This is a genomic window from Mesorhizobium sp. P2_A8, assembly GCF_056404935.1.
Genome location: NZ_JBFUDB010000001.1, coordinates 261880 through 280933, shown reverse-complemented (window position 1 = coordinate 280933; position 19054 = coordinate 261880). Strand labels below are relative to the sequence as shown.

19 protein-coding genes and 1 tRNA gene are annotated in these 19054 nt (G+C 63.7%); 11 read left to right on the top strand and 9 right to left on the bottom strand.

Annotated elements, in window-relative coordinates; genetic code table 11:
* Positions 1–9 precede the first annotated feature (9 nt).
* A complete protein-coding gene (locus AC1D10_RS01385; protein ID WP_477268442.1) occupies positions 10–768 on the bottom strand; it encodes an SDR family NAD(P)-dependent oxidoreductase in 759 nt (252 codons plus the stop codon).
* 9 nt (positions 769–777) lie between these two features.
* Positions 778–1854 (bottom strand): AraC family transcriptional regulator, encoded by a 1077-nt coding sequence (locus AC1D10_RS01380; RefSeq protein WP_477268440.1) that lies wholly within the window; start codon positions 1852–1854, stop codon positions 778–780.
* A gap of 158 nt (positions 1855–2012) precedes the next feature.
* Between AC1D10_RS01380 and AC1D10_RS01375 the strand changes: the two genes are divergently transcribed.
* The 3 genes from AC1D10_RS01375 (at position 2013) to AC1D10_RS01365 (ending at position 5154) form a co-directional block, all read left to right on the top strand.
* Positions 2013–2471, top strand: a complete 459-nt coding sequence (locus AC1D10_RS01375; protein WP_477268438.1) for a (2Fe-2S)-binding protein — start codon at positions 2013–2015, stop codon at positions 2469–2471.
* Positions 2472–2473: 2 nt separating this feature from the next.
* Positions 2474–4714 carry a xanthine dehydrogenase family protein molybdopterin-binding subunit gene (locus AC1D10_RS01370; RefSeq protein WP_477268436.1) on the top strand — a complete coding sequence of 747 codons (2241 nt, stop codon included), beginning with the start codon at positions 2474–2476 and terminating at the stop codon, positions 4712–4714.
* 65 nt (positions 4715–4779) lie between these two features.
* Positions 4780–5154, top strand: coding sequence for a c-type cytochrome (locus AC1D10_RS01365; protein ID WP_477268434.1), 375 nt, complete (start codon positions 4780–4782; stop codon positions 5152–5154).
* 274 nt (positions 5155–5428) lie between these two features.
* Here AC1D10_RS01365 and AC1D10_RS01360 read toward each other — a convergent pair whose 3' ends face one another.
* Positions 5429–6958 (bottom strand): winged helix-turn-helix domain-containing tetratricopeptide repeat protein, encoded by a 1530-nt coding sequence (locus AC1D10_RS01360; protein ID WP_477268432.1) that lies wholly within the window; start codon positions 6956–6958, stop codon positions 5429–5431.
* Positions 6959–7187: 229 nt separating this feature from the next.
* Here AC1D10_RS01360 and AC1D10_RS01355 point away from each other — a divergent pair, with 229 nt between their 5' ends.
* Positions 7188–7442: a DUF1127 domain-containing protein gene (locus AC1D10_RS01355; RefSeq protein WP_477268430.1), complete on the top strand. Its 255-nt coding sequence runs from the start codon at positions 7188–7190 to the stop codon at positions 7440–7442.
* Positions 7443–7604: 162 nt separating this feature from the next.
* Here the strand turns inward: AC1D10_RS01355 and AC1D10_RS01350 are convergent.
* Both AC1D10_RS01350 and AC1D10_RS01345 read right to left on the bottom strand, forming a co-directional pair.
* A tRNA-Arg gene (locus AC1D10_RS01350) sits at positions 7605–7681 on the bottom strand.
* Positions 7682–7960: 279 nt separating this feature from the next.
* Positions 7961–9451: an ATP-binding protein gene (locus tag AC1D10_RS01345; RefSeq protein ID WP_477268428.1), complete on the bottom strand. Its 1491-nt coding sequence runs from the start codon at positions 9449–9451 to the stop codon at positions 7961–7963.
* 277 nt (positions 9452–9728) lie between these two features.
* Here AC1D10_RS01345 and rpmH point away from each other — a divergent pair, with 277 nt between their 5' ends.
* The 4 genes from rpmH (at position 9729) to AC1D10_RS01325 (ending at position 12788) form a co-directional block, all read left to right on the top strand.
* The gene (gene rpmH / locus AC1D10_RS01340) at positions 9729–9863 is read left to right on the top strand and encodes a 50S ribosomal protein L34 (protein WP_008833937.1); all 135 of its coding nucleotides are present in this window, start codon (positions 9729–9731) and stop codon (positions 9861–9863) included.
* 16 nt (positions 9864–9879) lie between these two features.
* Complete coding sequence (rnpA, locus tag AC1D10_RS01335) at positions 9880–10233, top strand: ribonuclease P protein component (RefSeq protein ID WP_111545239.1); 354 nt, start codon at positions 9880–9882, stop codon at positions 10231–10233.
* Positions 10234–10247: 14 nt separating this feature from the next.
* Complete coding sequence (yidC, locus tag AC1D10_RS01330) at positions 10248–12062, top strand: membrane protein insertase YidC (protein ID WP_477268426.1); 1815 nt, start codon at positions 10248–10250, stop codon at positions 12060–12062.
* Positions 12063–12227: 165 nt separating this feature from the next.
* Positions 12228–12788: a fasciclin domain-containing protein gene (locus AC1D10_RS01325; protein WP_477268424.1), complete on the top strand. Its 561-nt coding sequence runs from the start codon at positions 12228–12230 to the stop codon at positions 12786–12788.
* 162 nt (positions 12789–12950) lie between these two features.
* On the opposite strand, the gene AC1D10_RS01320 is transcribed toward AC1D10_RS01325, so the two are convergent.
* The 3 genes from AC1D10_RS01320 to AC1D10_RS01310 are packed head-to-tail and all read right to left on the bottom strand — an operon-like array spanning position 12951 to position 16244.
* A complete protein-coding gene (locus AC1D10_RS01320; RefSeq protein WP_477268422.1) occupies positions 12951–14498 on the bottom strand; it encodes a DHA2 family efflux MFS transporter permease subunit in 1548 nt (515 codons plus the stop codon).
* Positions 14495–15787 carry an HlyD family secretion protein gene (locus AC1D10_RS01315; RefSeq protein ID WP_477268420.1) on the bottom strand — a complete coding sequence of 431 codons (1293 nt, stop codon included), beginning with the start codon at positions 15785–15787 and terminating at the stop codon, positions 14495–14497. The genes AC1D10_RS01320 and AC1D10_RS01315 overlap by 4 nt, the downstream gene beginning before the upstream one ends.
* Complete coding sequence (locus AC1D10_RS01310) at positions 15780–16244, bottom strand: MarR family winged helix-turn-helix transcriptional regulator (RefSeq protein ID WP_477268418.1); 465 nt, start codon at positions 16242–16244, stop codon at positions 15780–15782. Before AC1D10_RS01310 ends, AC1D10_RS01315 begins: the two co-directional genes overlap by 8 nt.
* A gap of 172 nt (positions 16245–16416) precedes the next feature.
* On the opposite strand from AC1D10_RS01310, the gene AC1D10_RS01305 reads away from it, so the two are divergent.
* From AC1D10_RS01305 to yihA, 3 genes are all read left to right on the top strand, one after another.
* Positions 16417–16737, top strand: coding sequence for a hypothetical protein (locus tag AC1D10_RS01305; RefSeq protein ID WP_477268416.1), 321 nt, complete (start codon positions 16417–16419; stop codon positions 16735–16737).
* Between the two features lie 125 nt (positions 16738–16862).
* On the top strand, positions 16863–17501 hold the full coding sequence (locus AC1D10_RS01300; RefSeq protein WP_477268414.1) for a CatB-related O-acetyltransferase: 639 nt from the start codon (positions 16863–16865) through the stop codon (positions 17499–17501).
* Complete coding sequence (yihA, locus tag AC1D10_RS01295) at positions 17498–18157, top strand: ribosome biogenesis GTP-binding protein YihA/YsxC (RefSeq protein WP_379105078.1); 660 nt, start codon at positions 17498–17500, stop codon at positions 18155–18157. Before AC1D10_RS01300 ends, yihA begins: the two co-directional genes overlap by 4 nt.
* A gap of 107 nt (positions 18158–18264) precedes the next feature.
* Here the strand turns inward: yihA and AC1D10_RS01290 are convergent, their stop codons facing one another.
* Positions 18265–18999 carry a TetR/AcrR family transcriptional regulator gene (locus AC1D10_RS01290; RefSeq protein WP_477268411.1) on the bottom strand — a complete coding sequence of 245 codons (735 nt, stop codon included), beginning with the start codon at positions 18997–18999 and terminating at the stop codon, positions 18265–18267.
* Positions 19000–19054: the final 55 nt, after the last annotated feature.

Below are 19054 nucleotides of genomic sequence, written 5' to 3'. Positions count from 1 at the left end.
CTTTGGCCTTCATTTCTTGCGCTCCTGAAGGCTGTTGCCGCCATCGACCACCAACAGGGTGCCGTTGACATAGCTGGCGCCTTCCGATGCCAGGAACACCACCGCTGCCGCGACTTCCTCCGGCCGGCCGGCCCGCGCGGGTGGCGTATGCAGGGCCGCCATCCGCTCCATCTCGCTCGACGACCCCGTTTCGATCCAGCCGGGGGCCACGGCGTTGGCCGTGATGCCGTGTCTCGCCACTTCGAGCGCCAGCGTGCGCGTCAGGCCGACCATGCCGGCCTTGGCGGCGGAATAGGCGGCCGTACCTTCGAAAGACACCAGCGGCCCGGTGACCGACGCCACATTGACGATGCGCCCGTAACCCGCCTCGACCATCGCCGGCAGAAACGCCCGGGTGACCAGGAACGCGGTCTTCAGGCTGACGTCGATCCCTCGGTCCCAGTCGGCCTCGGTCATGGAGAGGAACGCCTTGTCGACCGATGGCGATGCCAGCGAGCCCATGCCGGCATTGTTGACCAGGATATCGACGGCGCCGACGCGCGCCCGCAGCCGCACGACATCGGCAGCGATGGTCAGATCGGCGACCGCGCCTGCGGCATCGATGCCTTCGGCGCAAAGCTCGGCGGCGCGATCGAGCACGCGCGCACTGGCGCCGGTGAGGAAAACGGCATGGCCGGCATGGCCGAGCTGCCGGGCAACGACAAAGCCTATGCCGTCAGCGGCACCGGCCCCGGTGATCAGCGCACGCTTGATGCTGGCAGGGGACATCGCGAGTCCTCAAGTGTGAAGGCTCGACTCGCCGCCGGCCTTCGAATGGGCCAACCGAACGGCCTGTGGCGTCGATCCGGTCCAAGTCTGGAACGCCCGCACGAAGGAGTTGGGGGCCTCGAAGCCGAGCAGGAACGATATCTCCGTGCTGGATAGTGACGAGTTGTGCAGGTAGTGATGCGCAAGTGAATTGCGCAGGGCATCGAGCGTCTTCTGGAAGCTGCTCCCCTCCTCTCGCAACCTGCGCTGCAGCGTGCGCTTGCTGACGCCGAGCTTTCTGCACACGCCTGGCATGGACAACTCGCCGGCGGGCAAGGCCTCGAGCAGGACACTGCGCAAGCGTTCGACGGTGCTGGCATGTTCCAGGTCGGCCAGGCGCTGTCGAAGGGCCGGTTCGAAGAACTTCCACATGCCATGGTTCGCCGTGAGGAATGGGCGCTGCGTGTCTTCTGCCGCGAACACCACGGAGGGCACGGGCAGGTCTTCCACCGGAACGCCGAACCAAGTGGCGTAGGCGCGCGCATCACTCGCCGACAGGTCGGGTGCGGGCCATCCCACGCGCAGCGGGTGAACCGGGGTGCGAGTGGCAAGGCGCGCGAGCTGCACGAGGAAGACCAGCTTGAACGCCATGAGCACGCGTGGCGGGGTTAGCGCGCGGTCGAGGAACTCCAGCGCGGTGGTGGTGCGGCATGGGTCGTGCTCAAGCTTCAGCGCCACCGGCCCGCTCTTGTATTTGGCGAGGCGGTCGAGCGCACCGTTCATGTCTTCGCTGCACAAAGCGACGAAGAGTTCCGGATTGAACCAGTCGGTCGACATCTTCTGCGCAAAGCGCAACGGCGCCGGGCCGCCTGCGTTCCCGGCCTCCTCATCGATGGCGTCCCAGAGCCGGAAGTAGGTCGCGGAGTCGAGCCGGACACTTTCGCCTGCGAACAGGTCGCCCCGCAATTTCGCGCGGCGCAGCACGTTGGCCCCACTTACCCCGGCGTCTTGCATCATCACCCGCCAACTGGACCAGACCGAGAAGGTGCGGGCGTGGACGAGGCGGTCGTTGGGGGCGGTCAGGCCGTCGGTAGGCGCAGATGGCATGTATCGAGTCTAGGTCGCGCATCGCACCAGCGCAATGACCGATCGCGCCAAACAGGCGGTGGCTGGTTGGCGCGTTTGGCGCAATTACGGCGCCATCGGCGATTGCGCGCGGCCATGCCGTTGGTAAAAAGCCGTCGTTCACCGAAAGAGCAGGCGACATGAAGCTGACCGTCAACGGAAAGTCCTACGCGATCGACGTGGAGCCCGAGATGCCCCTGCTGTGGGTACTGCGCGATGAACTGAACTTGCCTGGCACCAAGTTCGGCTGCGGCATGGCGCAGTGCGGCGCGTGCACCGTGCAGGTGGACGGTACGGCCGTGCGCTCGTGCGTGACGCCGGTCGGCTCCGTCAGCGGTGCTGTCACCACGATCGAGGGCCTGGGCGCCCCTACCACCTTGCACGCCGTGCAGGCGGCCTGGGTGGAGCGCCAGGTCGCCCAGTGCGGCTACTGCCAGTCGGGCCAGATCATGAGTGCTGCCGCCCTGCTGCAGGAGAACCCGGCGCCCACCGACGCTGACATCGACCAAGCCATGTCAGGCAACCTGTGCCGCTGCGGGGCCTATCCGCGCATTCGCGCGGCCATTCACGACGCTGCCAAGCGCATCCAGGGAGCCTGACCGTGGGCAAGCTTGGAACCATCGCTCGCCGCACGTTCCTGATCGGCTCGGCCGCTGTCGTCGGTGGCGTCGCCTTCGGCGTCTACAAGGTCAGGCAACCGGCGCCCAATCCGCTGCTGGACGACCTGCCGCAAGGCGCTACCGCACTTACGCCCTATGTGCGCATTGATGGCCAGGGCGTGACGCTGATCACCCCGCGCGCCGAGATGGGCCAAGGCATCCACACCACGCTCGCGGCGCTGGTGGCCGAGGAACTGGATGTGGCGTGGGACAGCATCCGCGTCGAGCACGGCCCCCCGGGCGCGGCCTACTACAACCGGGCCCTGGTGGAAGCCAATGTCCCCTTCGCCGACCTGGATCACGGCCTCGCGGCCGAAGCCATGCGGGGCGCCATGAGCGTGATGGCCAAGCTGTTGCCGATGCAGATCACCGGCGGCTCCTCCAGCGTGGCCGACCTGTCCGACCGGATGCGTGTCGCCGGCGCGGCGGCGCGATTCGCGCTGTTGGCGGCCGCGGCGCAGAAGCTCAGCCTGCCGGCGGCGCAACTGAAGACCGACAACGGCAGCGTCGTCGCCCCCGACGGCCGACGCTTGACCTACCTGGAACTGGCCCCGGCAGCGGCCGCGATCGACCTGCCGGCCAGCCCGCCGCTGAAACCGCGTGAGCAGTGGCGCTACCTCGGCAAGTCGATGCCGCGGGTCGACATGGTGGCCAAGTGCACCGGCACGGCAACCTTCGCCATCGACGTGCGGCTGCCCGACATGGTGTTTGCCACCGTGCGTATGAACCCGGCAATGGGCGCCGCGCTCGTCAGCTTCGACGCCACCGCCGCCACAGCGATGCGCGGCGTGTTGAAGGTGATTGACCTGCCCGGCGGTATCGCCGTCATCGCCAACAACACCTGGCGCGCCTTCCAGGCCGCGCAGGCCGTGCAGTGCGACTGGGCCGGGCCCGGCTACCCGGCCAGCACGACGGCGATGATGGATGGCATCGTTGCATCGATGGCCGAGAAGAACCGGGACAGCCGGCTGCGCGACGACGGCAACGTCGACGAGACACTGGCCGATGGCACGGTGCTCGAGGCCGAATACCGCGTTCCCTTCCTGGCGCACGCGACGATGGAGCCGATGAACGCCGTGGCCTGGCTGCATGAGGGCCAGCTCGACATTTGGGCCGGCGTGCAGAACCCCACGGCGGCGCGTGAGCAGTCGGCCAAGGTCGCCGGCCTCGACCCCGCCCAGGTGCACCTGCACACCACGCTGATGGGCGGTGGCTTCGGCCGACGCCTCGAGTCTGACTACGTGATACAGGCCGTGCGGCTGGCCACGGCCATGACCGGCAAACCGGTCAAGATGACCTGGAGCCGCGAAGAAGACATGACGCTGGACTTCTACCGCCCGGCGGCCGTGGCACGTTTGCGCGGCGCGGTGGCCGGGAAGCAGGTGCACGCGCTCGACGTGCGGGTGGCCTCGCTGTCGGTGGCCGAATCGAACCTTGGCCGCCTTGGCCTGCCGGCACTGGGCCCGGACAGGCTGATCATCGAGGGGGCCTACGACCAGCCCTACGGCATCGCCAACTACCGCGCCACGGCTTACCGCACGCCGGCCGGGCGGCCGGTGAGTTATGCGCGCTCGGTGGGCAACTCGTACAACGGCTTCTTCATCGAGAGTTTCATCGACGAACTGGCCGCGCAGGCCGGCGCCGACCCGCTGAACATGCGGCTGGCGCTACTCAGCCACGAGCCGTCGCGCAAGGTGCTGTCGGCGGTGGCGGCCATGTCGGGCTGGGACCGGCCGCTGGCCGCCGGCCGCGGCCGCGGGGTGGCCTTCCACCTGTGCCGCGGGGTGCCGGTGGCCCAGGTGGTCGAGATCACGACCACCAAGGAGGGTGTGAAGATCGACAAGGTGTTCGTTGCCGTCGACGTGGGCACGGCGCTGGACCCGCGCAACATCGAAGCCCAACTGCAATCGGGCGTGATCTTCGGGCTCAGCGCCGCGCTTTATGGCGAGATCACCTTCGCCAAGGGCGCTGCCGAGCAGACCAACTTCGACAGCTACCCGGTGCTGAGCATGCAGCAGGCGCCGGAGATCGCGGTCAAGGTGCTGGAGAACGGCGGCACGATCCGCGGCGCGGGCGAAACTGGCGTCCCGCCCGCGGCCCCGGCGCTGGCCAATGCGATCTTCCATGCCACCGGAAAACGCATTCGTGAACTGCCCCTGCGAAAGCACATCGATTTTGTCTGACGGAGAGTGCAACGCCACTGTCTCATCTCCACCTGCATCCGTGCCTGCTCTTCTGGGAAACACGCATGACAAAAATTATGGTTTCTGTTGCGGGCTCTTCTCTGGTCCTTCTCTCAACAATAATCTCCGCCGCTGCAGAAGGAGATGCGGCCTTGGGGCAAAAAGCGTTTCAGCGCTGTTCCGCCTGTCATTCGACCACCGACCAGAAGAAGGTGGGACCCGGCCTCGGCGACGTAGTTGGGCGTACCGCAGGCACGATGGAGGGCGTCCGCTATTCGGCAGCCATGAAAGCATCAGGATTGGTGTGGGACGAGGCGACATTGGATCGGTTCCTCGCAGCGCCCCGCGATGTCGTGCCGAAGACCACAATGACCATTAGCGTGCCCAAGCCTGAAGATCGGCAGAATATCATCGCCTACCTGAAGTCCCTATCCCGGTAGTGGCGATCGGCCGGCCGGGCATAGCGTTTGTTGACGAAAATTTCGTCGGTCAGTTGAACGTTCGCGCTCGCCCGCTGCCAGTCAGCATGGAACGACAGTTCATGATCATATCAGGCGCGGCATCATTGCAAAGACCAGCGTCGGCATACCGTAAGGCCGCGAGGCGGGTGCTTTGGCCAATTGTGCCTGCACGCTGTAAATCGCAAAAGGACAAGCGTTCGGTCGGGGCAAACCAACCGGCAGCAGCGTCAACGACACTACAAATGCCGGTGCGTCATTCCGGAAGACCGGCCTTGCGGAAGCCATCAACGAAATGCTCGAGCGTCGCAGCGTCGCGGAATGGCTCCGTCGTGGCCCAGTGGCGGGTTGTGAAATGCGGGTTGCCGACGAGGAACAGTTCGACCTCCGCGCGCGCCTCGTCGAGCCGGCCGAGTTGCGCAAGGCTTGCGGCCAGGAAACGGCGTGAGCTTGTCCGATATGTCTCGTCCCTGCGCAGGGTCTCGACGGCGGCTTCGTAATCGCGGGCCGCATATTGCGCCGCGCCGAGCGTCAGATAGTACCAACTTGGCGGAAACGGGTTCAGCCGGAACGCCTTGCGAATATGCTCGAGACTCTCCTCGACTCGCCCGGCCAGAGCCGCGATGTCGGACAATGCCGCCCAGGCGTCAGCCTCGTTCGGGTCGAGCTCGAACGCCTTGGCGAACTCGGCATCCGCCTCGGCGAAGTTGCGCTCATAGGCAAGCAGGTAAGCCAGGACCCAGCGGCAGCCGGCATCGTTGGGATCGATCGCCACGGCTTTGCGCGCCAGTTCCAGAGCAACGCTACGGGCAGATTCAGTTGGTCCGCCGGAATGCACCCACCCCATCCAGTGGTTCATGGCAAGCCAGCGATACGCCTCGGCATATTCCGGATCGAGCGCGACCGCGCGCGTGAGCATCAGATGCGCTTCCTGGGCCATCTGCGGCGAATCATCCATCAGCTTGCGCGCCCGCACGCAGAGATCGTAAGCCTCGAGATTCTTGGGCCGGTTGCGCGGCGGCGGTGCGCGCAGCCGGCCAAGCAGCGCCTCCACGATCTTGGCCGTCACCTCGTCCTGAACGGCAAAGATGTCTTCCAGGCCGCGATCGAAGCGTTCCGCCCATAGATGATCGCCACTCACCGCGTCGACCAGCTGCGCGTTGATGCGCACGCGCCCCGCGGCGCGTCTTGCGCTGCCCTCCAGCAGGTAGTGCACGCCAAGATCCTGCGCGATGGCGCGCACGTCCATCGCCTTTCCCTTGTAGGCAAAGACCGAGTTGCGCGCGATGACGAACAGGCCGGAGATCCTGGACAGGTCGGTGATCAGGTCTTCGGTCAACCCGTCCGCGAAGGAGTTCTGCTCGGGATCGTTGCTGACATTGACGAAGGGCAGCACGGCTATCGATGGTTTGCCGGGCAGCGGCAGAGGTTTTCGCTTCGCATCCGCAAGCTGTTCGATGGCCCCCGTGAAGCGGTAGCCGACGCGGGGGACGGTGACGATCCATTCGCCGCCCCCATCACTGCCATCCCCGGCCGGACCAAGCAGCTTGCGCAGCTGCGCAATCTGGACGGTGAGGTTGCCTTCCTCGACGGCCGTCCCCGGCCACGCCGCGTCCATCAATTCGGTCTTGCTCAGGATGTCGCCGGGCCGTCCGACGAGTGCCGCAAGCAGCTTCAGCCCACGGTAGCCAACGGCAACGGGGACATCGTTCCGAAGCAGCGTTCCCGCACCGGAATCAAGCACGAACGGACCAAAGGCAAAGCGCGATCCCTGCATACGGCGCATCTATAGAGCAATTCCAGGAAAAGTGTGAAACGGTTTTCCGTCCGGAATTGCGTCAAAACAATGAGTTAGAGCAGGTTTCCGGTTCCGTGGACCGGAGAACTGCTCTAGCCCGTTTGGAACTTTTGAGAACTATTTGGGAGGGCTTAATTACGGCGCTGTCCGTATCCGGCAGAATTCAACCTCTTTCAGGTCGAGGGTTTTTGGACCCTCAAACCCTATGGAGGTTGCCATGACCAATATTCTTGAATTTGCCCCGCATAAGGCAGCGCGGCCGGGAACGCCGGTGGCGCCGGTGTCGCGTCGGCACCTGACGACCCTGCGAAGCATTGTCGCGACCTGGCGCGACCGGACCTGGCGCGAGCGGATACGCTTCCGCTGGGAACTCGAGCAAATGTCGAAGGCCAATCCCCATTTGATCGACGATATCGGTCTGACGGACCGGCAGGTCGAGGCAGAGATCGCCAAGCCGTTCTGGCAAGCATGAGGCGAGTGCTGCAATGACACCGGATCGCCAGTTTCCACGTACCGCAGCGGCTCGCCGGCACTTGCACTCGCCTGAATTTGCCAATCCTGCTTCGAAGGTTGCAAATCCATCCCGCCTGCGCTCTTCAGCAGGTGCCGCAGCTAACGGTTTCGATGATTGGAATGGCGCGCCCGAAGAGATTCGAACTCCTGACCCCCAGATTCGTAGTCTGGTGCTCTATCCAGCTGAGCTACGGGCGCGCAACAGGCCATGCTTTCCATGACCCCGCGAGCCGATCGTGAACGACCGGCCGCGACGAGACGTGTTCCCTAGCGACTGAATTTCCGAAAAGCAAGCCGATCCGGCAAAAGTTTTGTCGCAGGGGCTTCAGTCCAGCGGCGATAGCCCGAATCCGGGCACTTCCAAACGGCGTCGAAGCCATGGCTCGCTCAATCCCTGAAGGGAAGTGCGCCGATCCCTGCAGAAAATAGGCGCCGAGTCCGCAGGCAACAGCATCGGGCGAAACAGCGCCCGACCCATCATGCCGGGCGGCGCAGGCCGTTGCGGGCCTGGTCGAGCCGGACCGGCTGGTCGGGAATGGTGACCGCGAATGTCGTGCGCCCGCCAATGCTTTCCACCAGCTCCACCGTGCCGCCGTGCGCCCGGATCAACTCGTGTGCGATCGCCAGGCCAAGCCCGGTGCCGCCGCTGCGCGCCGAGCCGCGAAAAGCCGCGAACAGGTTTTCCCGCGCCTTGGGTGGTAGTCCGGGCCCGGTGTCGGTGACGACGATGCGGCTGACGCTGCCCAGCCGCACGGCCGACACCGCCAGTCGCCGGACCAGCGCACCTTCGGTGTCCGACGCCATGGCCTGTACCGAATTGCGGCAGAGATTGGTGAGCACGCGGAACAGCTGATCGGAATCGGCGTCCACTTCGAAGGCCGGCTCTATGGCATTGACGAACTCGATGCCCTGCTCGATGTCGAGCAGGCCATGCACATCCTCGACCAGCTGGCGCAGCCGCAGCCTGCGGCGCGAAGGCGGCGGCTCCTGCGTACGGCCGTAGTGAAGCACGCCTTCGGAATAGGAAACGGCGCGGTCGAGTGCGCGCAGCAGTTTCGGTGCGAAGGCCTGCACCGTCGGGTCCTTGACCTGACGCAGGCGGTCCGACATCAGCTGCGCCGAGGCCAGGATGTTGCGCATGTCATGGTTGATCTTCGACACGGCCAGGCCGAGGTCGGCAAGGTGCTTCTGCTCGGAGAGCATCTTCTGCAGTCGCACCTGCATCTGCGACAGCTCGCGTTCGGCAACGCCGATCTCGTCGGCGCGGGCGGCAGGATGGATGATGCGTCCGGGATCGTCGGGCGCTTCGGAAAAAGACAGCATCGAGCGCGTCATCGTCCGGATCGGCCCGATCATGATCAGGTCGATCGCGGCATAGACCAGCATGGCGGTGAACAGCGAGATCAGCAGCGAGACGAAGGCGACATTGCGCGAATATCTGAGCATGGCATTGCGCAGACTGTTGTCCGGCATGATCAGCTCGAACTCCTTGTCGCTGTCGCCGACCGGACCGAAAACGCGCAGCATGCGGTTGCCGCCGAAAAACAGCGTGTCGAGCGCGCCGGTCATGCCCTTGATCATGCCGATGCTGGCGATGTCGACGTGTTCGTCGACCTTCGGCGGCATCTCGGCCACCACCAGCAACCGTGAGACGCCGCCGTCACGCACCGCGATCGCCTTGGCGCCGATTGCCATCAGCACGTCGTTCTGGGCCGTACGCGACAGCGAGGTGGATTCACCTTGCACCAGCACGATCGACACCGCCGCGGCCGTGCTCAGCCGCTCCTTCAGCCAGTTCAGCCGGTAGCTGGCGATCCAGGGCAGGAAGATCAGCACTTCGGCCAGAAGCACGAAAACGATGGTCAGCAGCAGCAGTTTGGTCGACAGGCCGCGCGACAGCGGCACCGTGCGCACGGCGGTTGGCGCCGCCGTGCCGATCCTTTCCTCCGCTTGTATGGTTTCGCTCATGCGGCTATGTCTTCACGATCACTTGATCAACGCAGATTAGGCGATTACGGCTTTTTTGCCAATTTCATCCTTCGTCGGAAACATAAACCGGCCTGATGGCGACCGGCTTCGGCCTGACGACGCCGGATTGACTTCCAAAACCCTTCTTTCTATAAGCCCGCTCACGCTCGGGCCATTCGTCCCGGCGCGGTTTCGATCGCGCCAAAACCGGCCCGGCAAAGCTCCTGTTACACAGTGACAGAATCAAGAAGGGCCGCACCCCGCGGTATTAAAACAAATGAAGCGTACCTACCAACCGTCTAAACTCGTCCGCAAACGTCGGCACGGCTTCCGTGCCCGCATGGCTACCAAGGGTGGTCGCGGCGTCGTCGCAGCTCGCCGCAACCGCGGCCGCAAGCGGCTCAGCGCCTGAACGGAAGACGAGATCGTTGCCCGCATCCGGCAAGCCAGTGGGACCAAATCCCAAGCGGCTTCTGAAGCGCGCGGAATTCCTGGCCGTCCGTCGTGGTGAAAAGCGACGCGGGCGGCTTTTTCTCGTTGAGGTTCTCGACCGCGGCGACGGTCTGTCGCCGCGCGTCGGCTATACCGTCACCAAGAAGGTCGGCAACGCGGTTGTCCGCAACCGCGTCCGGCGGCGGCTGCGAGAAGCCGTCCGTACGCATGCGGCAAGTGACATGGCGCCTGGCAATGACTATGTCATCGTCGGGCGCGAAGACGTGCTTACCATTCCGTTCGGCCAGTTGAAGGCCGAACTCTCCCGCCGATTGCGCGGAACACGATAGGCCAAGGGCTTTCGATGGAAAACAACCGGAACTTCTTCATCACCATCGCGCTGTCGGTGCTGATCCTGGCGGTATGGCAATATTTTTACGTGTTGCCGCGCAGCGAACAGCAGCGCGAGGCCGCCCGCATCGAGCAGCAGCGCGTCGAAGAGCAGAAGAAGGCCGCCGACGCCGCCAACCCCGGCGCCGATACCGCAACGCCCGCCGCACCTGGCGCCATTCCCAATGCACCCGGCACCGACGCCGTGACGCCGGCCGGCCGCGAACAAGCACTCGCCACGACGACCCGCGCCAAGATCGACACACCGAGCCTCGAGGGTTCGATCAACCTGACCGGTGCCCGTCTCGATGACCTCAAGCTCAAGCACTACACCGAGACGGTCGACAAGAACTCGCCCGAGATCAGCCTGCTCAATCCGGCCGCACTGCCCAATGGCTATTATGCCGAGATCGGCTTTGTCGGCAACGACAAGACCGGCGTGGTGCCCGGTCCCGAGACGGTGTGGGCCGTCGATGGCAATGCCACCCTGACTCCGACGACGCCGGTCACGCTGACCTATTCGAACGACAAGGGCCTGACCTTCAAGCGCACCTTTTCGGTCGACACCAACTACATGTTCACGGTTTCCGATACGATCCAGAATTCGGGCGCGGCTGCTGTTTCGCTGTCCAATTATGGCCGTGTCACCCGTTTCGACAAGCCGGCCGTCGCCAGCACCTATGTGCTGCATGAGGGCCTGATCGGCTTCACCGGCACCGAAGGCCTGCAGGAACACAAATACGCGTCCATCGAGAAGGACAAGCAGGCGACGCCGGGCAAGTCGACCGACGGCTGGCTCGGCATCACCGACAAATACTGGGCGGTGACGCTGGTGCCGAGCGAGAAGCAGCCGTTCCAGCCGCGCTACGCCTATTTCGAGGACGGCCGCCATCGCTACCAGTCCGACTTCCTGACCGACCCGATCACCGTCGATGCCGGTCAATCGGCGACGGTTGAGAGCGAAGTCTTCGCCGGCGCCAAGGAAGTCGGCAAGATCAACGCCTATGCCGAAGACCGCCACATCAAGCGGTTCGACCTCCTGATCGACTGGGGCTGGTTCCACTTCATCACCAAGCCGATGTTCTGGCTGATCGACACGCTCTACAAATTCTTCGGCAATTTCGGCCTGGCGATCCTCGCCACCACCGTCATCGTCAAGGCCATCTTCTTCCCGCTCGCCAACAAGTCCTACGCATCGATGGCGAACATGAAGAAGGTGCAGCCCAAGATGCTCGAGATCCGCGAGAAATACGCGGACGACAAGATGAAGCAGCAGCAGGCGATGATGGAGCTGTACAAGACCGAGAAGATCAATCCGCTCGCCGGCTGCTGGCCGGTGGCGCTGCAGATCCCGGTCTTCTTCTCGCTCTACAAGGTGCTCTACATCACCATCGAGATGCGCCATGCGCCGTTCTTCGGCTGGATCCAGGATTTGGCGGCACCCGATCCGACGTCGATCTTCAACCTCTTCGGCCTCGTTCCGGTCACTTTGCCGCACATGCTGATGATCGGCGTCTGGCCGCTGATCATGGGCGTCACCATGTTCCTGCAGATGCGTATGAACCCGACGCCGCCGGACCCGACGCAGGCCGCGATCTTCACCTGGATGCCGGTGATCTTCACCTTCATGATGGCGGGTTTCCCGGCCGGTCTGGTCATCTACTGGGCCTGGAACAACACGCTGTCGATCCTCCAGCAGGGCGTGATCATGAAACGCCAGGGCGCCAAGATCGAGCTGTGGGACAATCTGGTCGCACTGTTTCGAAAGAAACCGTCACCGGCGGAATAGCCTCTTTTTTGTCAAAAAGCCCCGGCTGGTCCGGGGCTTTTTATTTGGGCAAAGGTCAGGTCACGTTCCCGTGATCGGCGAAACTGCAAGCCGTCACGGGCGTGACTGCGGGTGCATTTCCAAAGGCGATCAATTCCGATCAGCCCTCACCCGGAGGAAGACCACATGCGTATGCCGTCATTCAGGATCATCGCGCTTTCCGCACTTGTCGCTGGCGTGGCAATTGCCGCCCCAGCCTACGCCAAGAACCCGAATGTTGGCGGCGCGCCGATGTACACCACCAAGACCATCGTCGAAAACGCCGTCAACTCGAAGGATCACACGACGCTGGTCGCCGCCGTCAAGGCGGCCGGCCTGGTCGACACGTTGCAGGGCGCCGGTCCGTTCACCGTCTTTGCACCGACCAATGAAGCGTTCGCGGCACTGCCCAAGGGCACCGTCGACACGCTGCTCAAGCCCGAGAACAAGGACCAGCTCACCAAGGTCCTGACCGCGCATGTCGTGGCCGGCAAGATCTCCGGCAAGCAGATGATGGCCAAGGCCAAGGCGATGGGCGGCAAGTATGAGATGAAGACTGTTTCCGGCGACACGCTGACCGCCGAGGTCAAGAAGGGCAAGCTCTACATCATGGACGAGTCCGGCGGCGAGGCCAAGGTGACGATCGCCGACGTCAATCAGTCGAACGGCGTCATCCATGTCGTCAACAAGGTGCTGTTGCCGAAGTAACGGCTTCCGGCGAAGGGGATCAGCAGGTCCGACCTCATGACGCGGTGTTTCTCGGCAAGCCGTATCGGGCATCGGCCGGGGTCCTGTAGTTCCTCACAGGACCCCGGTTTCTTTTTGGCTGCGGCTTGCCCCAAAGAACGGACGTCGACCGCTGCCAAGGCATCACTCCATGACCGCGCTGTGGTCGACCTCGGCCGGCGTCGCCGGCTTGCGCAGCAACAGAACCAGCGGGATGGCGGCAAGAGACAGGATCATCATCAGCTTGAAGTCGTTCATGTAGCTGATGATCGTCGCCTGCAGCGTGACCACGCCGTCGAGCGCCGCGCGGCCGGCGGCGCTGTAAGGGTTCATCGCCTGGAAGATCGCCGGGTTGCCGAACGCCTGGTTGTAGGGCGTCACATAGGTGGCGATGTTGGCGTGGTTGATCTGCACGTTCTGCGTCAACAGCGCGGTGACGACCGAGATGCCGACGCTGGAGCCGATGTTTCGCGACAGATTGTACAATCCGGTGCCTTCCGCGCGCCGCTCCGGCGCCAGCGTGGCGAAGGTGATGGTGGTCAGCGGAACGAACAGGAAGCCGAGCCCCGCACCCTGGATGAAGCCGGTGCGGATGATCGTCCATTGCGAGACATCGGGTGTCCAGCCGGTCATGTCGTACATTGCCCAGGCGGTGATCAGCAGCCCGGCCAGCAGCAGCCAGCGCGTATCCACCTTGCCGACCAGCCTGCCGACCAGGAACATGCAAGCCATGGTGCCAAGGCCGCGCGGCCCCATGACGATGCCGGCCGTCACCACCGGATAGCCCATCAGCGTCTGCAGATAGGGCGTCATCAAGGCCAGCGAGGCGAGGTAGGTGATGCCGATGATGAAGATGAAGACCATGCCGACGGCAAAGTTCCGGTCGAGGAAAAGCCGCGGGTTCACGAACGAGTTGCGGGCGGTGAAGGTGTGGACGAGGAAGATGTAGAACGCCGACGCGCAGATCAGCGCCTCGACGATGATCTCGGATGACGAGAACCAGTTGAGCTGCTCGCCGCGATCGAGAAACATCTGCAGCGAAGCGATGGTGAGGCTGAGCATGCCAAATCCCAGCCAGTCCAGCCTTGCCTTGAGGTCGGTCTTGGTTTCCAGGACGAACATCGACACGCCGGCGAAAGCCAGCATGCCGATCGGCACGTTGATGTAGAACACCCAGCGCCAACTGACATTTTCGGTCAGCCAGCCGCCGATGACCGGCCCGAGCACCGGTCCGACCATCACCGAAACGCCGAACAGCGCCATCGCCGAGCCGCGCTCTTCGACGCTGTAGATGTCGAGCAGGATGCTCTGTGACAGCGGCACCAGGGCCGCGCCGAACAGGCCTTGCAGCAAGCGGAAGCCGACGATCTGCGGCAGCGACTGCGCGAAGCCGCAAAGCACCGAGGCGACGACGAAGCCGGTGATCGAGATGAGCAGGATGCGCTTGCGGCCGAAACGGTTTGCAAGGTAGCCCGACGGCGGCGTCATCACCGCCGCGGCGACGATGTAGGACGTCAGCACCCAGTTGATCTGGTCGGCGCTCGCCGAAACGCTGCCCTGGATATAGGGAAGCGCCACATTGGCGATGGTCGTATCCAGCGCCTGCATGATCACGGCAAGGATCACGCAGGCGGTGATGGCGCCGCGATTGGCGACCACCGATGTGCCACCTGTCGCGGACGCGCCGGTCATGACTTCTGCTCGAACCGGTTGATGAGATCCGTCACGAAGTCCGGCAGGCCGCGCGCATGGCCGGTATCGATGCCGACCACGACGCTCATTCCGCCGCGCAGCGGCGGCTTGCCCTGCGGATCGTCGACCGTCACGCGCATCGGGATGCGCTGCACGACCTTGACCCAGTTGCCGGTGGTGTTCTGCGCCGGAAGCAACGAGAAGCTCGACGATGACGCCGGGCTTATGGAGGCGACGCTGCCGTGCCAGACGCTGCCCGGATAGCTGTCGACGCTGATCGTCGCCGTCTGTCCCGGCCGCACATAGGTCAGTTCGGTTTCCTTCGGCTCCGCCGCGATCCAGAGGTCGGTCGCCGACACCAGGCTGAACGCCGGCTGCGACGCCGGCAGGTACTTGCCGATCTGGAGCGCGTCGACATTGGTGACGATGCCGTCGAACGGCGCCTTGACGATGGAATCGCCGAGGTTGCGCTGGGCGTCGTCCACGGCGGACTGGGCCTGCAGGTAGAAGGGGTTCTTCTCGACCGGCTGGTTGGCGTCGCCACCCAGCTGGGCAAGCGTCGCCTGCGCCTGCGCCTTGGCGACCGACACTTTCTGGCGGGCGGCGACGAGGTCGTGCTGGGCGCTGTCGAAGGTCGCCTTGGAGGCGGTCGAGGTCTTGAGAAGATCCTGCTGGCGCTGGAAAGCGGCCTCGTAATAGGGAATGTCGGCTTCGGCCTGTTCGATCAGCGACTGCGACTGCTGGTAACTCGCCTGCAAGGTCAGCACCTGGTTGCGCACCGTCCCAAGCTGGGCCTGGGCCGCGGCGAGAGCGGTCTCGAAAGAGGCCGGCCTCAACCGAAAAAGCACCTGGTCCTTCTTCACCGCCTCGTTCTCGTGCACGTCGATCTCGAGCACGGTGCCGGAGACATCGGTGGAAACGCCGAGCGACTGCGCCTGGATGTAGGCATTGTCGGTGGTCATGACCTGGCCGCCGACAACGTAGTAATAGCCGCCGACCGCCAGCGCGACCGGAAGCAGGGCGAAAAGGATCGGCCGTGTCAGGCTGCGCTTGGGCTTGACCGGCGCCGGGGGCGCGACGGCAACCCCGGCTTGCTGCTGTGGCTGCGTGGAAGGAGCCTCAAGTCTCGCCGGCTCCAGGGCAACCGGTGCTTCGAGTTGGTCATCGGCGATGACGGTGTTGGCTCGCCTCTGCTCGCGCTCGCTATCCAGCCGGATGATCTGGTCGGTCTTCCGATCGGTGGAAGGTGTATCCCCGGCGGGCTTCTTGGGTGAGGTTGAATCAGCCATGTGCTTTCTCCCGGTCGACGGCTGGCTGGGCGCAAGCCTCGAGCAGATTGGATTTGATCAGGGATAGGGTTTGCAGCAGGTGCGACTGGGCATCCGCCGAGAGGCCGACGAAGGCCTCGTCGCGCGTTTTCTGGCCGTTGCTGCGCATGATTTCGAGCAGCGGATGGGCTTCCGGCGTCAGGTAAAGCAGCCATGCCCGGCGATCTGCGGGATTGGGCCGGCGCTCGATGAAGCCGCGCGCCTCCATCTTGTCGAGCAGCCGGGCGAGTGTGATCGGCATGATCTCGATCAGGTCGGCCAGTCTGTTCTGATGGATGCCTTCATGCAGCGACAGATAGGCCAGCGCCTGCCATTGGGCGCGGGTCAGCCCCAAGGCCCGCGAACGCTGCTCGAACCGCTTTCGAAGCAGGCGCGCGACATCGTGCAGCACGAAGCTGATGTTGGGTGACGATGGCATGGGAAGGACTGGATTTCTTGGGCGTGACTTTTAGTGAGCATGCTTATTATCATCATGCACATAATCCTGCTGGACGCGGTGCACAAGACGCACTAAGTCCGCTTGGAAAAAATGTCGCACACGCTGCGGCGCAACAGAAAGGTCCGGCGACAGGCAGTTGCAGGACGAGGACATGACGATGAATTGGCTCAAGATCGCGACCGTGGCGGCGCTCGCCGGATGGCCTTGCACTGCGCTCGCAAAGGAGGCGGTCAGCTGCGGCGGCGCCGCCATGCTGGGTGGGGCGCAATTGAACTGCAGCCACGTCGAACCCCAGATGCCGCCTCAGTTTTGCACGTATAGCTGGGCTCTGCATACGCCGGCCGGCGACCAGAAAATCGTCGAAGGCACCTTCATGGTGCCGCCCGGGGCTTCCAACGTCACCGTCTATCAGGGTAGCGGTTTCGACAGCGCGCTGTCCGATCCGATCGTGATCTGCCGCAGCAGCAAATGAGCGACGCCGCCACGGAAGGCTCGCTCCCCAGCCGATTGGTGCTATAGGGCGGATCACGCTATTTTGAACGGGTGCATGCGGACTTCGCCTGGCACCCGGCGGCCAATTTTCTGACGGACCTCGACATGGACGGACCCAACCCTGACATCAAGCACCCGATCCCGATGCACACCCGCGTCGGCTTCCTTAAGGGACTGGTGAGCGCGCCGAACATCGAGATCGGCGATTTCACCTATTATGACGACCCCGACGGGCCGGACAAATTCGCCGAGAAATGCGTGCTGCACCACTATCCGTTCATTGGCGACAAGCTCATCATCGGCAGGTTCTGCGCCATCGCCGAGGGCGCCCGCTTCATCATGAACGGCGCCAATCACGCCATGTCCGGCTTTTCGACCTATCCGTTCAACATCTTTGGCCATGGCTGGGAAAAGGGTTTTGACCCGGCGACCTGGTCGAAGGAAGTGCGGGGCGACACCGTGCTCGGCAACGATGTCTGGGTCGGGATGGATGCGGTGATCCTGCCCGGCGTGACGATCGGCCATGGCGCCATCGTTGCCGCGAAATCGGTGGTGACGCACGACGTGTCGCCCTATGCGATTGTCGCCGGCAACGCCGCCAAGGTGGTCAAGATGCGTTTCGACCACAGGACGATCAGGCGGCTGCTGGCGGTGGCGTGGTGGGACTGGCCGGTAGACAAGATCAGCCGCAACCTCGATGCTATCCGGGGTGCCGATATTTCTCTTCTGGAGGCAGCAGCTTGAACGCTCTGAACAACACCGTGATCGGCACCGAACTGTTTACGCGCGGGTGGATATTCATCCGCGGCGTGCCGGCAATGAAGTTCCTGCCGCCAGAAGGGCCGCCGGAAATTGCCTTTGCCGGCCGCTCGAATGTCGGCAAGTCGTCACTGATCAACGCGCTGGTCAATCAGAAGGGGCTGGCGCGCACCTCCAACACGCCGGGGCGTACGCAGGAGCTCAACTATTTCGTGCCGGATGGGTTTTCCGGCGAGGGCGCCGACCTGCCGCCCTTGGCGCTGGTCGACATGCCGGGCTATGGCTACGCCACCGCGCCCAAGGAGAAGGTCGACGAGTGGACCAAGCTGGTCTTCGACTATCTCAAGGGCCGCGTCACGCTGAAGCGGGTCTATGTGCTGATCGACGCCCGCCACGGCATCAAGGCCAAGGACGACGAAGTGCTGTCGCTGCTCGACAAAGCGGCGGTGTCCTACCAGATCGTGCTGACCAAGACCGACAAGATCAAGGTTGCCGGTGTGCCGCGGCTGATCGAGGAGACGCTGGCAAAAATCAAGAAGCGGCCGGCGGCGTTTCCGTTCGTTCTGGCGACGTCGTCGGAAAAGGCCGAAGGCCTGCAGGAATTGCAGGCTGCGATCGTGCTCGCCGCGAATGGCGGCTAGATCTCGAAAAGTGGAATCCGGATTTCGCGAAAGATCATGCTCAAACAGACGCGCGATTTAAGGAAACGTGAGTAACGGGTTTCCGGATTTGCGGAAAAAACAAATAGCTAACGCTTGGCCTCGATGGCAATCATCTGGTGGCTTTCTTCCGCCACAAGGCTTTCGGTGCCGTAGGCCTTCAGGAACATGGCGACGCCGGACCTGACGATGTGGTCGATTTCATCCTGGCTCGGGGCTTTGGTGCGGTAGGCGAATATGCACTGACGGAAAAGACCGGCCAGGCACAGGTCGGTGAACTGATAGGCGGCAAGATCGACATCGTCGATCCGCAGCAGGCCGCGCTCGATGGCGGCATTGAGAAAGATCATCAATTTGTCATGGCCGCGTTTTGGGCCGCGTTCGTAAAAACGGGCGCCCATGTCGGGTATCCGGTCGGATGCGCCGATCACCGTACGCTGCGCCTGGATGACCTTGGCCGACGTGATCTTGAGGGCAAGAACCTTGCCGAACTTCACCAGCGTCTCGCGCAGGTCGTCGGCGTGGTCCAGCACATCATACATGTTCTTGAAGATCGTGCCGCGCTCTTCCTCGATCAGCGCTTCGAACAGCTCTTCCTTGTTGGCGAAGTAGACGTAGATCGTGCCTTTGGAGACACCGGCCTCGCGGGTGATGTCGTTCATCGACGCCGCTTCGAAGCCCTTGTCGATGAAGACACGACGGGCGCCCTCGATGATCTGGCTGCGCTTGACCGGATCCTGGCCCGCCGCCGGACGGCCACGGCGCAGGCTGTCCAGCAGGTCGCCGCACTGGTCGGTTTCGGCGTTGGGTGGAGTCTCGGCCATGAAAGTCACACCTCGAAAATAATTCGAACCAATCGGTTCGATTGCCCTTGATATG